This is a genomic window from Pseudomonas sp. NC02 (genome assembly GCF_002874965.1).
Lineage (GTDB): Bacteria > Pseudomonadota > Gammaproteobacteria > Pseudomonadales > Pseudomonadaceae > Aquipseudomonas.
Map to the genome: position 1 here is coordinate 4,668,756 of NZ_CP025624.1, position 15,251 is coordinate 4,684,006.

Sequence of the window (15,251 nt, forward strand, 5' to 3'; positions counted from 1 at the left end):
AGCCCGCTCCCACATTTTGATCTCCACTCACCTCCACAGCCGATTCGGCTGCTCTACCCCACTTTTCAGCTTTCCCGGCTGAGCCACCCCCTCAGTTCAGCCGGGATTCTTCCTTCACACCGCACAAAATAGCCTCACTGCCCACCCCATGGACCCGTGCCCCCATGCAAACCACCAACACTGTCCTGATGATCCGCCCGGCGCACTTCGCCTTCAACCCGGACACCGCGATCAACAACCGCTTCCAGCGCGCGCCCCTCGACCCATTGGCCGCACAGCAGAAAGCGCTGGAAGAGTTCGACGGCTACGTCGACACCCTGCGCCACCACGGCGTGGAAGTGCTGGTGGTACAAGACACCCCCGCTCCCCATACCCCGGATTCGATCTTCCCCAACAACTGGTGGAGCAGCCACGCCGACGGCAGCCTGGTGCTGTACCCGATGGAAGGCCGGAACCGACGACTGGAACGCGACAAAGGCGTGCTGCAAGTGCTGGAGCAACGCTTCGCGATCCACAACACCATCGACTTCAGCCACCTCGAACAACAGAACATGTTCCTCGAAGGCACCGGCAGCATGGTCCTCGACCGCCAGCACCGCATCAGCTACGCCTGCCATTCCGGGCGGACCCATCAGGATGCCCTCCGCCAGTTCGCCGAACGCCTTGACTACCAGGTCTGCGTATTCCACGCCGTCGACCGCCACCACGCGCCGATCTACCACAGCAACGTAATGATGAGTGTCGGCCGCGACCTCTCCGTGGTGTGCCTGCAAGCCCTGCCCGATGACCACGAGCGCCAGGCCCTTGAACGCTCCCTGCGCGATACCGGCAAAGACATCGTCGCCCTGGACTTCGATCAGTTGGAAGCCTTCGCCGGCAACATGCTGGAAGTCCACGACCGCGACGGCCAGCCGCTGCTGGTGATGTCGGCCAGCGCCTGGGGCTCGCTCAAGCCCGCCCAGCGCCAGCACGTGGAGCGCCACACCCGGCCGGTGGTGGTGAACATCGACAACATCGAACGCATCGGCGGCGGCAGTGCCCGCTGCATGTTGGCGGAAGTACATCTGCCCGCCCGCCCCTCATTTCAATAAGGAGTCTTCCCATGACCCGCTATATCGACGTCAACGACTTGAGCTACCTGGTTTCGCAAAAAGGCCTGCAAACCTGCATTACCGAGATGGCCGAGTACATCCGCGCCGACTACCTGCGCTGGCAGGACTTTGAAAAATGCGCACGCCTGGCCAACCATTCCCCCGAGGGCGTGATCGAGCTGATGCCGGTGTCCGACGCGTCGCTGTACGCCTTCAAATACGTGAACGGCCACCCGAAAAACACTCAGAGCGGCATGCTCACCGTCATGGCCTTCGGCGCCCTGGGTGATGTGGACACCGGCAAACCGGTGCTGCTGGCGGAAATGACCCTGACCACCGCGATCCGCACGGCCGCCACCTCGGCCCTGGTGGCGCGCTACCTGGCCCGGGACAACAGCCGCAGCATGGCGCTGATCGGCAACGGCTCCCAGAGTGAGTTCCAGGCCCTGGCCTTCCACGCGATGCTGGGCATCACTGAAATCCGCCTGTTCGACATCGACGCCAAGGCCACCGCCAAACTGGCCGCCAACCTCAAAGCCTTCCCGGCGATCAAGGTGATCCTGGCAGGCAGCGTGGCCGAAGCCGTGAAAGGCGCCGACATCGTCACCACCGTCACCGCCGACAAGGCCTACGCCACCATCCTCACGGACGAGATGATCGAACCGGGCATGCACCTGAATGCCGTCGGTGGCGACTGCCCCGGCAAGACCGAACTGGACCGACGAATCGTCGAACGGGCCCGCGTGATTGTCGAGTACGAGCCACAAAGCCGCATCGAAGGCGAGATCCAGCACATGCCGGAGGATTCGCCAGTCACCGAGCTGTGGCAAGTGATCAACGGCCAGGCGCCAGGCCGCGAAAACGCGCGCCAGGTCACCCTGTTCGATTCGGTAGGTTTTGCCATCGAAGACTACTCCGCCCTGCGTTACGTACTGGACGTGGCCAAGGCGCTGGACGTGGGCAGCGAACTGGAACTGGTGCCGGACCTTGCCGACCCCAAGGACCTGTTTGCCCGCCTGGCCCAAGCACCGGTGGCACAGCAGAAAAAGCGCGCCTGAGACCGCTCTGGCCTGCCGCTTTGCGTGAAAGGCAGGCCGGAAAAACCCGGTCAACAAGCCGATTCAGCGGGTGCCGCAGCCGTTTCCGCTGTGACCCGCGTTTTAACAGCACATTCCGCCCGCCGCGGCAGGGGTAAACGACACAAAAAACGCACCATCTTGAAGCATTCTCTCTGACAACAAACAGCCCAATGTGGCGAGGGAGCTTGCTCCCGCTGGAGTGCGTAGCGCTCCCGGGATTTTGGGGCCGCTGCGCAGCCCAGCGGGAGCAAGCTCCCTCGCCACAAAAGCCAGCTCGCCTTAGCTTTCAACTTTTCTACTGCCCTGACATCAATTACAAAATATAGGGAATACACATGACTCCGCTCCGATCACTTTTCGCTGCGCTGCTCCTGCCATTGGCCGCAACCGCTGCCCAGGCTCAGGAATGGAAAGAAATCCGCTTTGGGGTTTTCCCCGAATACCCACCGTTTGAATCCGTCGCCGCCGACGGCAGCCTGCAAGGTTTCGACATCGACCTGGGCAACGCCATCTGCGCCAAGCTGGAAGTCAAATGCGTGTGGGTCCACAACGAATTCGACGGCATGATCCCGGCCCTGCGCGCCCGCAAGTTCGACGCCATCATGTCCTCCATGGCCGTGACCCCGGCCCGCCAGAAAGTCATCGACTTCAGCGACCGGCTGTTCCTCAGCCCGACCTCGGTGATCACCCGCAAAAGCGCCGACTTTGGCGACACCCCCGAATCCCTGAAAGGCAAACAGGTCGGCGTGCTGCAAGGCTCGCTGCAGGAAGCCTACGCCCGTGCGCACCTGGCCAAGCTCGGCGCGCAGATCAAGGCGTACCAGTCCCAGGAACAGAACTACGCCGACCTGCAAAACGGTCGCCTCGACGCCACCCTGACCGACAAGCTTGAAGCCCAGCTCAACTTCCTGTCCAAACCTGAAGGCGCCGACTTCAAGACCGGCCCGGCCTTCAAGGACCCGACCCTGCCGCTCGACATCGCCATGGGCCTGCGCAAGAACGACAAGGACCTGGTGGAGCTGATCAACAAAGGCATCGCCGCCGTCCAGGCCGATGGCACCTACACACAGATCCAGAAGAAATACTTCGGCGATCAGGATATCTACAACGAGTGACGCCTCCTGTGGGAGCGAGCTTGTGTGGGAGCGGGCTTGCTCGCGAAAGCGGTGGGTCAGTCACACATGTATTGACTGAAACTCTGTCTTCGCGAGCAAGCCCGCTCCCACACAAGCTCGCTCCCACCGTAAAACTCTGCGCCCCATCGAGATACTTCCCATGAATGAACTCCTCAACTTGCAAGGCTTCGGCCCGCTGCTGGCCCAGGGTGCCTGGATGACGGTCAAGCTGGCGTTCCTGGCGCTGCTGCTGAGCCTGTCCCTGGGACTGCTCGCCGCCGCCGCCAAGCTCTCCAGCGTCAAGCTGCTGCGGGTTCCGGCCACGCTCTACACCACGCTGATTCGCAGCGTGCCGGACCTGGTGCTGATCCTGCTGATTTTCTACAGCCTGCAATTGTGGCTGAACGACCTGAGTGAAATGCTCGGCTGGGCCTACTTCGAAATCGACCCGTTCACCGCCGGTGTCATCACCCTCGGTTTTATCTACGGTGCGTATTTCACCGAAAACTTTCGCGGGGCGATTCTCAGCGTGCCCGCCGGCCAACTCGAAGCCGCCACCGCCTACGGCCTGAGCCGCTGGCAGCGCTTTCGCCTGGTGCTGTTCCCGCAACTGATGCGCTTTGCCCTGCCGGGCCTGGGCAACAACTGGCTGGTGTTGCTCAAGTCCACCGCGCTGGTGTCGATCATCGGCCTGTCAGACCTGGTCAAGGCCGCACAAAACGCCGGCAAGACCACCAATGACCCGCTGTACTTCCTGATCCTCGCGGGCCTGGTGTACCTGGTGATCACCACCCTCTCCAACCGCATCTTCAAACGCCTGGAACGGCGCTACAACGTGGGCATCAAGGGGATGGCGCGATGATCGAACTGATCCAGCAATACGGCCTGGCCTACCTGTTCACCGACGGTAACGGCTTTTCCGGGGTGGCGATGACCCTGTGGCTGTTCATTATCTCGGTGGTGCTGGGCTTCATCCTGTCGATCCCGCTGGCGATCGCGCGGGTGTCGGAACACTTCTGGATTCGCTGGCCAGTGGAGGTCTACACCTACCTGTTTCGCGGCACACCGCTGTATATCCAGTTGCTGATTTGCTACACCGGCCTCTACGGCCTGGACGTGGTGCAGGACAACGCCCTGCTCAACCAGTTTTTTCGCAATGCACTGAACTGCACGCTGCTGGCGTTTGTACTGAACACGTGCGCCTACACCGTGGAAATCTTTGCCGGGGCGATTCGCAACATCCCCCACGGCGAGATCGAAGCCGCCAAGGCCTACGGCCTGCATGGCTGGCGCCTGAACCTGTTTGTGGTAGTGCCCGCCGCACTGCGTCGCGCACTGCCGGCCTACAGCAATGAAATGATCCTGATGCTGCACGCCACGTCCCTGGCGTTCACCGCCACCATTGCCGACATCCTCAAGGTGGCCCGCGACGCCAACGCCGAGACGTTCCTGACGTTCCAGGCCTTCGGCATCGCTGCCCTGTTGTACATGCTGCTGTCCTTTGCACTGGTGGGCCTGTTTCGACTGGCCGAACGTCGCTGGATGCGTTTTCTTGTTCCTACCCGAGGCTAACCCATGAATCAGTCCGCGCAGGCCCTGGCCGCTTATCCCACCGATGTACGCCCCGCTACCCAGCCGGTCGCCGTGGCCGAAAACGCCAACGTCAAACTCCAGGTCGAAGGCCTGCACAAACGCTATGGCGAGCATGAGGTGCTCAAGGGCGTTTCACTGAACGCGCGCAACGGCGACGTGATCAGCCTGATCGGCGCCAGCGGCTCCGGCAAGAGCACGATGCTGCGCTGCATCAACTTCCTCGAACAGCCGGACGCCGGGGTTATCACCCTCGATGGCATCAGCATCGAAATGCAGCAAGGCCGCGCCGGCACGCGCGCGCCGCACCAGGCGCAATTGCAGAACCTGCGCACCCGCCTGGCCATGGTGTTCCAGCACTTCAACCTGTGGAGCCACATGACCGTGCTGGAAAACATCACCATGGCGCCGCGCCGGGTGCTGGGGGTGAGCGCCGCCGAGGCGGAAAAACGCGCACGCCTGTACCTCGACAAGGTCGGCCTGCCGGGCCGGGTGGCGGACCAATACCCGGCATTCCTCTCCGGCGGCCAGCAACAGCGCGTGGCCATCGCCCGGGCCCTGGCGATGGAACCGGAGATCATTCTGTTCGACGAACCCACTTCGGCCCTCGACCCTGAACTTGTAGGAGAAGTGCTCAAAGTCATACAGACGTTGGCGGAGGAAGGTCGTACCATGCTCATGGTCACCCACGAAATGGGCTTTGCCCGCCAGGTGTCCAGCCAAGTGCTGTTCCTGCATCAGGGCCGCGTCGAGGAACAAGGCGGAGCCGAAATCCTCGACCAGCCGAACAGCGAACGCTTGCAGCAATTTCTTTCCAACCGATTGAAGTGAACACCACACACCATGGATACCAAGGCCACCGGACCGAACGCCTCACCTGTGCTGGACCGCATCGATGAAGCCATCATCGACGTGTTACGGCACCAGGGACGCATCACCTACGAAAAACTCTCGTCGCTGGTGCACCTGACGCCCAGGCCGTGCCTGGAACGGGTACGCAAGCTGGAACGACGCGGGGTCATCCGGGGTTATGGGGCGATCATCGACGTGCAGATGGTCTCGCCGGGGCTGTCACTGCTGGTGCTGGTGGCCCTCTCCAACCAGAGCGGGCGCTCGGCGCAGAAGGCGTTCGAGGCATGTGTCAAAGCCTGCCCGCAAGTGTTCGAGTGCCAGTTGATCAGCGGGCCGTTCGACTACAGCCTGCGCATGCGCTGCCGGGACATGGAGCACTACCGCGTGCTGACGGAAACCTGGCTGAACAATGATGAATTGCACATTGACAAGTTGGTGGCGCATCCCGAGCTGGCGGTCGTAAAAAACACCGCCACCGAACTGGCCTGAATCCGCCCCTACAGGCAATAGAGATCAAATGTGGGAGCGGGCTTGCTCGCGAATGTGGTGTATCAGTCGCTGGATGTGCCGCTGACACACCGCATTCGCGAGCAAGCCCGCTCCCACACTTAACCGTGCCCGCTTGAAATTCGCTTGCCTGGACGCGCCCCAATCAGCTTCGCCTGCCCATCCCGCTGCTTGCCCGTACGCGCCTCGCTGATCAACCCCGGAATCAACTTGCCCTCCGGCAGATTCTTCCAGAACCGGCTCGGCAAATGCCCTTCCATCACCTTCGGATTCAACCGCGCCGGGTTAAAGATATGGCTGTAGTACGTCAACCACATCGCACTGTGGGGATCCTCGACATTCTGCGCCAACGCCTGCCATTCCACCGGGCATTGCCGCTGGTGAATCAACTGCTCCCCGTCGTAATAAACCCCATCCAGGGGCGTGGCGATCATCCAGCGATGACGCCCCATGCGCCCGACAAAATGCTGGCTGGCCACCTTCAAGATATCGTGGGCCGGCTCATGCCACGCCACGTACTCCGGCAACTGCGGCCCCGCCTCTGCCGGCAATGCGATAAACCGCACAAACGCATGCAGGTGATGGGCCTCGCGCTGCACCTGCTTGATCCGCCGCTGCAATTCGCTGCCCAGCTTGTCCCCCGACATCATCGCCGTGCGGTCCCCATGGCTGACGCGCCACAGCACCTCATACAACAGGCTCCAGCGCTGTTCACCGTGATAACACGCGGCAGACTCCAGCAGCTCCAGCAGCGCCTTGGGAATCCGCGCCTGGAACGGCCCGCACTCGGCCGGGTACTGCTCGTCGGTGGCAAACAGGTCCGCCACCTCGGCCACGCCCCAACTCACGTGGCTGGGGTCGATCTGATGGCTGAGCAACCAGCGCGCCTGCTCGCGCCAGGTGCTGAACAGGTTGTCGCATTCCAGGCTGATCATCCCCACAGCCCCATTTGCTGCGGCTGCGGGCGGTCGCGCAGTTGTTCGCGCAGCAGCACGCTGGTGCTTTCCGCTTGCTGCGGGTGGTAGTCGCTGGTGATGAAAAACGGCTTGGCCTTGGTCAGCACACACCGCATGCGCGCCAGGTCTTCGAAGCGGATCTTGCGCTGGCGACGCAGGTCCACCAGCCGCTGGGTGGTACGCAGGCCAATTCCGGGAATGCGCGCAATAAGCGTCGGCTCGGCCCGGTTCAAGTCCAGCGGGAACACCTCGCGGTGCTCCAGCGCCCAGGCCAGCTTGGGGTCGATATCCAGGGCCAGGTCGCCCGGCCCTTCAAACAGTTCATTGGCGCTGAACCCGTAGCTGCGCAACAGGAAATCCGCCTGGTACAAGCGGTGCTCGCGCATCAGCGGCGGCGCGGCCAGGGGCACGCTTTTCGGGCTGTTGGGGATCGGGCTGAACGCCGAGTAATACACCCGGCGCAGTTTGAAATTGCCGTACAACGCCTCGGCGCTGTGGAGGATGATGCTGTCGTCGGTGTCATCGGCGCCGACGATCATCTGCGTGCTCTGCCCGGCCGGCGCGAAACGCGGCGCGCGGGGTTCGTTGAGCACCGTCTGCTCACCGGTATAGATGGTTTGCATGGCCTGCTTGATCGAGACGATCTGCTTCTCGGGCGCCAGGGTTTGCAGGCTCTTGTCCGTTGGCAACTCGATATTCACGCTGAGGCGATCGGCATACCGCCCCGCCTCGGCAATCAGTGCCGGGTCGGCTTCGGGAATGGTCTTGAGGTGGATGTAGCCGCGAAAGTCATGCTCTTCGCGCAGGAGTTTGGCGACCCGCACCAGCTGCTCCATGGTGTAGTCGGCCGAACGGATGATGCCGGAGCTGAGAAACAGCCCGCTGACGCAGTTGCGCCGGTAAAAGTCGAGGGTCAGGGTCACCACCTCCTCCGGGCTGAAGCGTGCACGGGGCACGTCGCTGGAGCGGCGGTTGACGCAGTATTGGCAATCGTAGAGGCAGAAGTTGGTCAGCAGCACCTTGAGCAACGACACGCAGCGACCGTCGGGCGTGTAGCTGTGGCAGATGCCCATGCCATCGGTGGAACCCAGCCCCGCCTTGCCTTCCGAGCTGCGCTTGGGCGCACCGCTGCTGGCGCAGGACGCGTCGTACTTGGCGGCGTCGGCGAGGATGCTGAGTTTTTCGATCAACTGCATGGGGCTTCTACCGATACTGGTTTTTTGTACAGTATCAGCAGCCGCCCCCGCGGTTCAAGTGCAGCCTGTCAGCTGGCGGTGGCCAGCAACACGTCCTGCACCGAACGGCTCTTGCCGCGGCTGCGGTCGTGTTCGTACAGCGACGCGGCAATCTCGTCGGCACGGATCGGCAGGATCGACAGCAAGGTATCGCTCAGGCCATGGCTGGCCTGGCTGAAGCCCTGCATGTAGATGCCGGCCTTGCAGCGCTCGTCGGTGACGATGCGGTAGTCGCGGCTGACTTCAAAGTCGCCCATATAGTCGGCCAACGGTGCGAGCAACTGACGATGCATCTGGCGCTCGTAACCGGTGGCCAGTACGACGGCATCGTAATGGTTGAGGCTGGTTTCGCCGGTGGCGTTGTTGCGCAGCGCCAACTCCACACCCAGCGGCCCGGCCGTGGCTTTTTCCACGGTGGTCAGGGTACGGAACGCGTGACGGGCAATGCCGGAAACTTTCTGGCGGTAGAAGATCCCGTAGATGCGCTCGATCAGGTCCAGGTCCACCACCGAATAGTTGGTGTTGTGGTACTCGTTGACCAGGCGCTCGCGCTCGCTGCCGTTCTGCTGGAACACCAGGTCGGTGAACTCCGGCGAGAACACTTCGTTGACGAACGGGCTGTCATCCGCAGGCTTGAGGGCCGAGCCGCGCAGGATCATGTCGACCTGCACCGACGGGAAGCTGTCGTTGAGGTCGATAAACGCCTCGGCTGCGCTCTGGCCACCACCGATGATCGCGATGCGCATCGGCTTGCCGTCGACACACGGTTGCTGGGCCATGCGTTCCAGGTACTGGGAGTGATGGAACACCCGACCGTCATCCTTGAGCGCCTTGAACGACGCCGGAATACGCGGCGTACCACCGGCGCTGACCACCACCGAGCGGGTGGTGCGCACGTGCTGTTCACCCTGGGCGTCCCGGGAAATCACCCGCAGCGCCTCTACCTGCTGCTGATGCAGGATCGGCTCGATGGCCAGCACTTCCTCGCCGTAGCGGCTTTGCGCCTGGAACTGCCCGGAAACCCAGCGCAGGTAGTCGTTGTACTCCATGCGGCACGGATAGAAGGTACCCAGGTTGATGAAATCCACCAGGCGCCCGTGGGCTTTCAAGTAATTGACGAAGGAATAAGGGCTGGTGGGATTGCGCAGGGTCACCAGGTCCTTGAGGAAGGAAATCTGCAATTCACTCTGGGTGACCAGGGTGTTGCCGTGCCAGCGGTAGTCGGCCTGTTTGTCGAGGAACAGCACGTCCAGTTTGCCCTGGGCTTTCTCGCGTTCCTGCAGGGCGATGGCCAGCGCCAGGTTCGAAGGGCCGAACCCGATACCGATCAGGTCGTGAACGGCGGGCGATGCAATTGCCTGTGTCATTCCAGTGTCCTCTGGATAAGCCCCGTGGCAGTGGGGCGGGAAAGCCTCAGAGACCTGAAGGCACAGCAACAGGTCGTGTGTTGATAGGAGACGAGGACAATGAAATAAAATTTAGCTAACGCTGGAATCAGTGCGCATCCCACTCACGCATGCGCGCCCGGCAATGCTTCATGGCATTGACGATGTGTTTTTCCACCAGCGCGCGGGAAATACCCAGGCGCTCGGCGATTTGCAGGTGGGACAGGCCGTCGAGCTTGCGCAGCAGGAAGCTGTCACGGCAGAGCGGCGGCAACTCGGCCAGCGCGCGCTCAAGCATTTCCAGGCGCTGGCCGTGGTCCAGGCAGTGATGGGGCGAAGACAGCGAAAAACGCTCCTCGCTGTCGAGTACTTCCAGGGGTTCATCCTGGCGCAGGGCGTTGCGCCGATGCCCGTCAATCACCAGGTTCAGCGCCGTGCGATAGAGAAACGCCCGGGGCTGCTCGATCGGGACCTCACTGGCACGCCCCAGCACCCGCACATAAGCGTCATGCACCACATCTTCGGCCACCTGACGGTTGCCCAGCTTGGCGTTGAGGAAACACACCAGCTCGCGATAGTAGTTTTCCAACATGACTCCCGACCGCCTGTAGGCGGCATTAGGTCCTTTGAGTACGAAGATAACGGCCGATGCGATGATGGCAGTTTGAGGTGCGTGTAATTTATAGTAATTCTCATCTAGTTTTAAACAAGACTTGCAACGCCGGCCAATTATTTTGCCTGACACACCTGTAACGGCATATGTAACGGCCTAAATCCCCGGACAATTTCCTCGTCTACCTGTCAGCTTCCCGCTCCTGCGGGCCGATCTTTCCTGGCTGGAACTCTGCATGAAACGTCCTCGACCTGCCCGACGCGCCCTGCTTGTGGTCGCGTGCCTGATCCCCGTCATCGCTTTAGCTGCCTGGCAGGTCCTGCCGCCGGGCCGGGACAAGCTGGCGACCGTCACCGTGACCCGGGGCGATATCGAAAGCAGCGTCACGGCCCTGGGCACCCTGCAACCCCGGCGCTACGTCGACGTGGGCGCCCAGGCGTCCGGACAGATCCAGAAGATTCACGTCGAGGCCGGTGCCCAGGTCAAGGAAGGCCAATTGCTGGTAGAGATCGACCCCTCCACGCAAAAAGCCAAGCTCGATGCCAGCCGCTACGCCATCGAGAACCTGGAGGCCCAGTTGCAGGAGCAACGGGCCCAGCACGAACTGGCCCGCCAGAAGTACCAGCGCCAGCAACGCCTGGAAGCCGGTAACGCCACCCGGGAAGAAGACGTGCAAACTGCCAGGGCCGAACTGAGCGCCACCCAGGCGCGGGTCGACATGTTCCTGGCGCAGATTCGCCAGGCCAAGGCCAGCCTGCGCAGTGACGAGGCAGAGTTGGGCTACACGCGCATTTATGCGCCAATGAGCGGCACCGTGGTCGCGGTGGACGCCCGGGAAGGCCAGACACTCAACGCCCAGCAGCAAACCCCGCTGATCCTGCGGATCGCCAAGCTTTCGCCGATGACCGTATGGGCCGAAGTCTCGGAAGCCGACATCGGCCATGTCAAACCCGGCATGACGGCCTACTTCACCACCCTGAGCGGCGGCAGCCGGCGCTGGACCAGCACCGTACGGCAGATTTTGCCGATCCCGCCCAAGCCGCTCAACGAAACCAGCCAGGGCGGTGGCAGCCCGAGCAGCGCCAGCAAAAGCGGCACCGGGCGAGTGGTGCTTTACACGGTGCTGCTGGACGTCGACAACACCGATAACGCCTTGATGGCGGAAATGACCGCCCAGGTATTCTTCGTCGCCGGCCAGGCCAGGGACACCCTGACCGCGCCGGTCGCCGCCCTGCAAGGCAGCCTCGGCGGCGACAAACAGATCGCCCGCGTGGTGGCGAAAAACGGCAGCATCGAGCAACGCGAAATCCGCCTGGGCCTCAGCGACCGCCTGCGAGTCCAGGTGCTGGAAGGCCTGAACGAAGGCGATCACCTGCTGATCGGCCCGGCCGATGGCAGCGGAGGTTGAATGTCGACCCCACTGATCGAACTCAAGGGCATCCGCAAATCCTACGGCGGCGGCGACACGCCGCAGGTTGATGTGCTGCGCGGCATCGACCTGGCGATCCATGCCGGGGAATTCGTGGCGATTGTCGGCGCCTCCGGCTCCGGCAAATCCACGCTGATGAATATCCTCGGCTGCCTCGACCGCCCCACCGAGGGCGACTACCTGTTCGCCGGGGAAAACGTCGCCCGGCTCGACAGCGACGAACTCGCCTGGCTGCGCCGCGAGGCCTTCGGTTTCGTGTTCCAGGGCTATCACCTGATCCCATCCGGCTCGGCCCAGGAAAACGTCGAGATGCCGGCGATCTATGCCGGCATCAGCGCCGCCGAACGCCATGCCCGCGCCAAGGCCCTGCTCACGCGCCTGGGCCTGGCCGAGCGCACCGGCAACCGCCCGCACCAGCTTTCCGGCGGCCAGCAACAGCGGGTGTCGATTGCCCGGGCGTTGATGAACGGCGGGCATATCATCCTCGCCGACGAACCCACCGGCGCCCTCGACAGCCACAGCGGCGCGGAGGTCATGACCCTGCTGGACGAACTGGCCAGCCAGGGCCACGTGGTCATCCTGATCACCCACGACCGCGAAGTCGCGGCGCGGGCCAATCGCATCATCGAGATCCGCGACGGGCTGATCATCAGCGACTCTGCCGACACCAGCGAGACGCCCCCCGTGGCCATCTCCGGCGCGTTGCAAGCCGTGGACCTGCGCCAGCGCCTGGCCGATGGCGCCGAGCACAACGGCGCCTGGAAAGCCGAGCTGCTGGATGCCGTGCAAGCCGCGTGGCGGGTGATGTGGATCAACCGTTTTCGCACGGCGCTGACGCTGCTGGGGATCATCATCGGCGTGGCGTCGGTGGTGGTGATGCTGGCGGTGGGCGAAGGCAGCAAGCGCCAGGTGATGGCGCAGATGGGCGCTTTCGGCTCCAATATCCTCTACGTCAGCGGGTCGGCGCCCAACCCGCGCACACCACCCGGCGTGATCACCCTCAACGACGTGGCCGCCCTGGCGGCCCTGCCTCAGGTCAAGCGCATCATGCCGGTGAACGGCGCAGAGGCCGGCGTTCGCTTTGGCAACGTCGACCATATGGCGTATGTCGGGGGCAATGACACCAATTTCCCGGCCATTTTCAACTGGCCAGTGGTCGAGGGGAGTTACTTCACCGAGGCCGACGAGCGCGCCGGAGCCACGGTGGCAGTGATCGGCAAACGGGTACGCGACAAGTTGTTCAAGGATGTGACCGACCCGATCGGGCAATACATCCTGATCGAAAACGTTCCATTCCAGGTGGTCGGTGTGCTCGCCGAAAAAGGCGCCAGCTCCGGCGACAAAGACAGCGACGACCGTATCGCCATCCCCTACTCTGCCGCCAGCGTGCGCTTGTTCGGCAGCTATAACCCCGAATACGTAGTGATTGCCGCCGCCGACGCGCGCAACGTGCACGACGCCGAACAGGCTATCAATCAGTTGTTGCTGCGCCTGCACAACGGCAAGCACGACTTTGAACTGACCAACAATGCCGCGATGATCCAGGCCGAGGCACGCACCCAGAACACCTTGTCGCTGATGCTCGGCTCGATTGCCGCGATCTCACTGCTGGTGGGCGGTATCGGCGTGATGAACATCATGCTGATGACCGTACGCGAGCGCACGCGGGAGATCGGCATCCGCATGGCCACCGGCGCGCGGCAGCGGGATATCCTGCGCCAGTTCCTCACCGAAGCGGTGATGCTTTCGGTGGTCGGCGGCGTCACCGGCATCGGCCTGGCCCTGCTGGTGGGCGGCGTGCTCATCCTCAGCAACGTGGCCGTCGCGTTCTCGATTCCGGCCGCCGTGGGGGCCTTCTTCTGCGCCCTGGTCACCGGCGTTATCTTCGGTTTCATGCCGGCCCGCAAAGCCGCTCGACTTGACCCGGTCAAGGCCCTTACCAGTGAATGATCGCCCTATGAAAGTGTCCCTGACCCTCCTCGCCGCCAGCCTGCTGCTGGCCGCCTGCAGCAGCCCCGCACCGCGTCCGGGCGCAGGCATGCAAACACCGCCCGCCTGGCACAGCGCAAGCGACGCAACGGCGCTGCGGGCCAACCAGCAATGGTGGACAAGCTTCGACAGCCCCCAGCTCAACCAACTGATCGAACGGGCCCGCAGCGGCAGTTACGACCTGGCCAGCGCCATGGCCCGAGTGCGCCAGGCCCAGGCCAGCGCAGTGATAGCCGGCGCACCGTTGCTGCCTGAACTCACCGGCGCGTTCAATGCAAACCGCCAGAAGCTGCTGCGGGGCAAGGGCTACAGCCAGCTGGATGCCACCAGCAGCAACAAGGCCGTGGATTACTTCGATGCGCGCCTGAGCGCCACTTACGAAATTGATTTCTGGGGTGGCAAGCGCGCCGCCCGGGACAGCGCCGTGGAAGAGGTGCGCGCCAGCGAGTTCGACCAGGCCACCGTGGAACTGACCCTGCTCAGCGGTGTTGCGACCAGCTATACCCAGTGGCTGTCATTGCGTGAGCAACTGCGCATCGCCCAACTCAACCTGGACAACGCCCAAAACGTGTTGAAGCTGGTGCAGACTCGCCACGATGCAGGCTCCGCCACCGCCCTGGAACTGGCCCAGCAAAAAAGCCTCGTGGCCGCACAACAACGCCAACTGCCGCTGGCACAGCAACAGGCCGACGAGGCCTTGATCAGCCTCGCGGCACTGCTGGGCACACCGGTGCAGGACCTGCACCTGGCCCCGCAACCCTTCGCCCAATTGAACTGGCCGGGCATCGCCGCCGGTGTTCCCAGCCAACTGCTCAGCCGCCGTCCCGACATCGCCAGTGCCGAGGCCCGGCTGGCAGCAGCCCAGGCAGACGTCACCGTCGCCCGGGCAGCCATGTTGCCCACCCTCACCCTCAGTGCCGACCTTGGCTCGGGCGCCAACAAGCTCGCCGACGTAGTGCGCAGCCCGTTCTACAACCTCACTTCCGGCCTGGTCGCACCGATCTTCAACAATGGCCGCCTGAGCGCCGAGCGGGACAAGGCCCGGGCGCGCCAGGATGAGCTGCTGCAGACGTACCGGGGAGCGATCATCAATGGCTTTGCCGATGTGGAAAAAGCCCTGAGCAGCATTCGCGGGCTGGATGCGCAGCGTCAGTGGCAGAGCGAGGAACTGAGGGAGGCGCAGACTGCCTTTGAGATTGCCCAGAGCCGCTATGAAGCCGGGGCGGAGGACTTGCTGACGGTGCTGGAGACGCAGCGCACGTTATATGCGGCGCAGGACATGAATGTGCAATTACGCCGATCGCGGCTGAACGCAAGCATTGCGTTGTATAAGGCACTGGGGGGCGGCTGGCAGGTGCCAGCAAGCACAATCAACTGAATGAAAGCCGGGCTTGCCCGGCCCCAGCCGTT

General features: G+C 63.0%; 14 protein-coding genes. 10 read left to right on the plus strand and 4 right to left on the minus strand.

The features are described 5' to 3' along the window. The first annotated feature begins 164 nt into the window (after positions 1-164). The 7 genes from ctlX (at position 165) to C0058_RS21915 (ending at position 6,216) form a co-directional block, all read left to right on the plus strand. Entirely contained in the window at positions 165-1,091 is a 927-nt protein-coding gene (gene ctlX, locus C0058_RS21885; protein ID WP_087694491.1) for a citrulline utilization hydrolase CtlX, read from the plus strand. An 11-nt stretch (positions 1,092-1,102) separates the two neighbouring features. After that, positions 1,103-2,149 carry an ornithine cyclodeaminase gene (locus tag C0058_RS21890; RefSeq protein WP_003212869.1) on the plus strand — a complete coding sequence of 349 codons (1,047 nt, stop codon included), beginning with the start codon at positions 1,103-1,105 and terminating at the stop codon, positions 2,147-2,149. A 356-nt stretch (positions 2,150-2,505) separates the two neighbouring features. Next, positions 2,506-3,285 carry an ABC transporter substrate-binding protein gene (locus tag C0058_RS21895; protein WP_003212870.1) on the plus strand — a complete coding sequence of 260 codons (780 nt, stop codon included), beginning with the start codon at positions 2,506-2,508 and terminating at the stop codon, positions 3,283-3,285. 160 nt (positions 3,286-3,445) lie between these two features. After that, positions 3,446-4,147: an ABC transporter permease gene (locus C0058_RS21900; RefSeq protein ID WP_087694493.1), complete on the plus strand. Its 702-nt coding sequence runs from the start codon at positions 3,446-3,448 to the stop codon at positions 4,145-4,147. Further along, entirely contained in the window at positions 4,144-4,857 is a 714-nt protein-coding gene (locus tag C0058_RS21905; protein WP_003208574.1) for an ABC transporter permease, read from the plus strand. The genes C0058_RS21900 and C0058_RS21905 overlap by 4 nt, the downstream gene beginning before the upstream one ends. A 3-nt stretch (positions 4,858-4,860) precedes the next feature. Then, complete coding sequence (locus C0058_RS21910) at positions 4,861-5,706, plus strand: ABC transporter ATP-binding protein (RefSeq protein ID WP_003208573.1); 846 nt, start codon at positions 4,861-4,863, stop codon at positions 5,704-5,706. Between the two features lie 12 nt (positions 5,707-5,718). Further along, a complete protein-coding gene (locus tag C0058_RS21915; protein ID WP_003208571.1) occupies positions 5,719-6,216 on the plus strand; it encodes an Lrp/AsnC family transcriptional regulator in 498 nt (165 codons plus the stop codon). 119 nt (positions 6,217-6,335) lie between these two features. On the opposite strand, the gene C0058_RS21920 is transcribed toward C0058_RS21915, so the two are convergent. The 4 genes from C0058_RS21920 to C0058_RS21935 form a co-directional block, all read right to left on the minus strand. After that, the gene (locus tag C0058_RS21920) at positions 6,336-7,169 is read right to left on the minus strand and encodes a TIGR03915 family putative DNA repair protein (RefSeq protein WP_102369559.1); all 834 of its coding nucleotides are present in this window, start codon (positions 7,167-7,169) and stop codon (positions 6,336-6,338) included. After that, positions 7,166-8,386 (minus strand): putative DNA modification/repair radical SAM protein, encoded by a 1,221-nt coding sequence (locus tag C0058_RS21925; RefSeq protein ID WP_102369560.1) that lies wholly within the window; start codon positions 8,384-8,386, stop codon positions 7,166-7,168. Before C0058_RS21925 ends, C0058_RS21920 begins: the two co-directional genes overlap by 4 nt. A 68-nt stretch (positions 8,387-8,454) precedes the next feature. After that, on the minus strand, positions 8,455-9,792 hold the full coding sequence (locus tag C0058_RS21930) for a lysine N(6)-hydroxylase/L-ornithine N(5)-oxygenase family protein (RefSeq protein WP_003208565.1): 1,338 nt from the start codon (positions 9,790-9,792) through the stop codon (positions 8,455-8,457). 127 nt (positions 9,793-9,919) lie between these two features. Then, positions 9,920-10,402: a sigma-70 family RNA polymerase sigma factor gene (locus C0058_RS21935; RefSeq protein ID WP_102369561.1), complete on the minus strand. Its 483-nt coding sequence runs from the start codon at positions 10,400-10,402 to the stop codon at positions 9,920-9,922. Positions 10,403-10,658: 256 nt separating this feature from the next. Between C0058_RS21935 and C0058_RS21940 the strand changes: the two genes are divergently transcribed. Genes C0058_RS21940 through C0058_RS21950 form a run of 3 tightly spaced genes read left to right on the plus strand, consistent with a single transcriptional unit; the run spans position 10,659 to position 15,219 of the window. Beyond that, entirely contained in the window at positions 10,659-11,831 is a 1,173-nt protein-coding gene (locus C0058_RS21940; RefSeq protein ID WP_102369562.1) for an efflux RND transporter periplasmic adaptor subunit, read from the plus strand. Continuing rightward, a complete protein-coding gene (locus C0058_RS21945) occupies positions 11,832-13,802 on the plus strand; it encodes a MacB family efflux pump subunit (protein ID WP_102369563.1) in 1,971 nt (656 codons plus the stop codon). A gap of 7 nt (positions 13,803-13,809) precedes the next feature. Continuing rightward, on the plus strand, positions 13,810-15,219 hold the full coding sequence (locus C0058_RS21950; protein WP_102369564.1) for an efflux transporter outer membrane subunit: 1,410 nt from the start codon (positions 13,810-13,812) through the stop codon (positions 15,217-15,219). The last annotated feature ends 32 nt before the right edge of the window (positions 15,220-15,251 follow it).

Coding starts and splice junctions, on each gene's coding strand:
- ctlX (WP_087694491.1), top strand. CDS start 165: ATGCAAACCACCAACACTGTCCTGATGATCCGCCCGGCGCACTTCGCC.
- C0058_RS21890 (WP_003212869.1), top strand. CDS start 1,103: ATGACCCGCTATATCGACGTCAACGACTTGAGCTACCTGGTTTCGCAA.
- C0058_RS21895 (WP_003212870.1), top strand. CDS start 2,506: ATGACTCCGCTCCGATCACTTTTCGCTGCGCTGCTCCTGCCATTGGCC.
- C0058_RS21900 (WP_087694493.1), top strand. CDS start 3,446: ATGAATGAACTCCTCAACTTGCAAGGCTTCGGCCCGCTGCTGGCCCAG.
- C0058_RS21905 (WP_003208574.1), top strand. CDS start 4,144: ATGATCGAACTGATCCAGCAATACGGCCTGGCCTACCTGTTCACCGAC.
- C0058_RS21910 (WP_003208573.1), top strand. CDS start 4,861: ATGAATCAGTCCGCGCAGGCCCTGGCCGCTTATCCCACCGATGTACGC.
- C0058_RS21915 (WP_003208571.1), top strand. CDS start 5,719: ATGGATACCAAGGCCACCGGACCGAACGCCTCACCTGTGCTGGACCGC.
- C0058_RS21920 (WP_102369559.1), bottom strand. CDS start 7,169: ATGATCAGCCTGGAATGCGACAACCTGTTCAGCACCTGGCGCGAGCAG.
- C0058_RS21925 (WP_102369560.1), bottom strand. CDS start 8,386: ATGCAGTTGATCGAAAAACTCAGCATCCTCGCCGACGCCGCCAAGTAC.
- C0058_RS21930 (WP_003208565.1), bottom strand. CDS start 9,792: ATGACACAGGCAATTGCATCGCCCGCCGTTCACGACCTGATCGGTATC.
- C0058_RS21935 (WP_102369561.1), bottom strand. CDS start 10,402: ATGTTGGAAAACTACTATCGCGAGCTGGTGTGTTTCCTCAACGCCAAG.
- C0058_RS21940 (WP_102369562.1), top strand. CDS start 10,659: ATGAAACGTCCTCGACCTGCCCGACGCGCCCTGCTTGTGGTCGCGTGC.
- C0058_RS21945 (WP_102369563.1), top strand. CDS start 11,832: ATGTCGACCCCACTGATCGAACTCAAGGGCATCCGCAAATCCTACGGC.
- C0058_RS21950 (WP_102369564.1), top strand. CDS start 13,810: ATGAAAGTGTCCCTGACCCTCCTCGCCGCCAGCCTGCTGCTGGCCGCC.